The 2,023-nt window shown below is 33.6% G+C and carries 3 protein-coding genes; 2 read left to right on the forward strand and 1 reads right to left on the reverse strand.

Going from position 1 to position 2,023, the window contains the following annotated elements; translation table 11 throughout:
* Positions 1 to 698 (forward strand): alpha/beta hydrolase-fold protein (locus AMDU4_RS13440; RefSeq protein ID WP_290705532.1); only part of this gene is annotated, 698 nt, incomplete at its 5' end.
* Positions 699 to 713: 15 nt separating this feature from the next.
* Here the strand turns inward: AMDU4_RS13440 and AMDU4_RS13445 are convergent.
* Entirely contained in the window at positions 714 to 1,019 is a 306-nt protein-coding gene (locus tag AMDU4_RS13445) for a hypothetical protein (RefSeq protein WP_021788475.1), read from the reverse strand.
* A gap of 113 nt (positions 1,020 to 1,132) precedes the next feature.
* Here AMDU4_RS13445 and AMDU4_RS13450 point away from each other — a divergent pair, with 113 nt between their 5' ends.
* A complete protein-coding gene (locus tag AMDU4_RS13450) occupies positions 1,133 to 1,945 on the forward strand; it encodes a UbiA family prenyltransferase (RefSeq protein ID WP_021788476.1) in 813 nt (270 codons plus the stop codon).
* Positions 1,946 to 2,023 lie beyond the last annotated feature (78 nt).

Here is a 2,023-nt window from a genome sequence, read left to right on the forward strand (position 1 = left end):
CAGATACAATGACAAAATTTGGAGGAAATCAGTTTGTGGATTCTACAGCAATAGGTAATTATAAAAGTTTTATAGCCCTTGACCTTGTAAACTATATTCATGAACTGTATGGAGATCGGGACATTTACCTCTTCGGAAAGTCTTCTGGAGGCTTTGGTTCTATTTCCATTGTTATGGATTATCCTGATACATTCAGGGGATTTATAGATATATCCGGGGACTCATATTTTCCATATTGTTATATGCCCGATTTTGTAACAGCCTATATGGTTATGAAAGATAATACTCTAGATAGTTTTATAGAAAAATACAGGGAGGAGTTTATACATAGCCAGGATGAATTGACTGCGTATAATGTCGTGGCAATGGCAGCCTCATATTCGCCAAATGGCACAAAAATAGAACTGCCATTTTCACTGGATACTGGTGAAATAATAGAAGATATATGGAATAAATGGCTGAAATTTGATCCTGTTAGAAGGCTTATTGACGAAACTGAAAAATTAAGGGGGAAGAAAATAATACTCCAGACAGGAAATCGTGATGAATACAAAATCAACATTGGCATGAACATAATTCACAAAATACTGGAGAGAAACAAAATAGAGCATTATTATAGAGAATATCCCAGTGGGCATTTTAATATCAATTATTTCTATATTGATTCATTTCCTGAAATTCTTAAAATGTATAAATGAAAATTTAAAATAAATTTATCCCTTCCATATACCTATTCCAAGCCCTATAAGGAACAATACCAACACAATTGTCACTGCACCTACATGCCCAAGGCTCAGTAATCCCGGGGCCTTGCTTATATTCTTATAAAAGAACGTAGTGGCATAAGATATTGCCTTGCTAGTTGAGATATTGGGTATAAATGACAATCCCGCATAACCTGCCAAAACAAAGGCTATTATAAGTAAAATAGCCGAAACAATTCCCTTTTTAATCGCTAAACCAAAGAGCAAACCATCAATTAATGCAATTGCTAATAATATGTAACCTGATATATCCATAGTTGTTTAAGCAAAATTTCATATATAAATGTTTGCAAATAGTCTCATAATTTTCATGATTACATATGAAAAGGTAACAAAAATATAATATTAATGTGCTTATTACGCTTTAAATGAATAAATGGCTTAAAATTACACGGCCCATAAACGGATTCATGGGTTTCTTTTCAATATACATAGTTGGATTTATCGCCGTAAACGTGCACATAACCAAATTTATAATTCCCCTGACTCTGGGTGCAATAAGCGTATTTCTTGTAACGGCTGGAGGAAATATAATAAATGATATAAGTGACCTTGAAACGGATAGGTATAATCATCCAGATAGACCATTGCCTTCAGGAACCATTACTAAAAAATCGGCATATTATCTAGCGTTGTCGTTTTTCATTTTAGGATTCTTAATTTCTATTTTCATATCTCTGCTTATTAGCACAGTAGTTATACTCGCCGAATTGCTTCTTGTCAGCTATGAATTCAAGACAAAAAAACTCGGTCTGCCCGGAAACATTACAATAAGTCTTCTCATAGGCATGATATTCCTCTATGGAGGTTTTATAACGGACATGCTTTCAAAAATGATTCTGCTCTTCTTCATGGCATTTTTCTCTAATATGTCTAGGGAAATAATGAAAGATATTGAGGATGTCAAAGGAGATATTGACAGAATCACACTTCCAAAAAGATACGGGATCAAGAATGCAAAAATTGTATCTGCTGCATTTGTGGTTACAACAATTTTAATATCATTTTTGCCCTATTATTTCCATATACTTTCTATTTATTACCTGTACGCTGTGCTACTTGATGATTTGTTATTCGCCCTTACAATCTGGTATTTAAATGCAAATATATCGAGAGGGCAAAAGATTTCGAAGGTGGCAATGATATGGGGCATGATGTGTTTCCTTCTTGGTGGAATATAATTTACCATCAATCTAGAAGAAAGCCAGTGAATTATTGTGTGGATGAATTCTTGGAAAGAAGATTAAATGATATTTATT

Source organism: Ferroplasma sp. Type II (assembly GCF_000496155.1).

Excerpts from the sequence above, each read along its gene's own strand:
- AMDU4_RS13450 (WP_021788476.1), top strand. The coding sequence starts at position 1,133 with ATGAATAAATGGCTTAAAATTACACGGCCCATAAACGGATTCATGGGT.
- AMDU4_RS13445 (WP_021788475.1), bottom strand. The coding sequence starts at position 1,019 with ATGGATATATCAGGTTACATATTATTAGCAATTGCATTAATTGATGGT.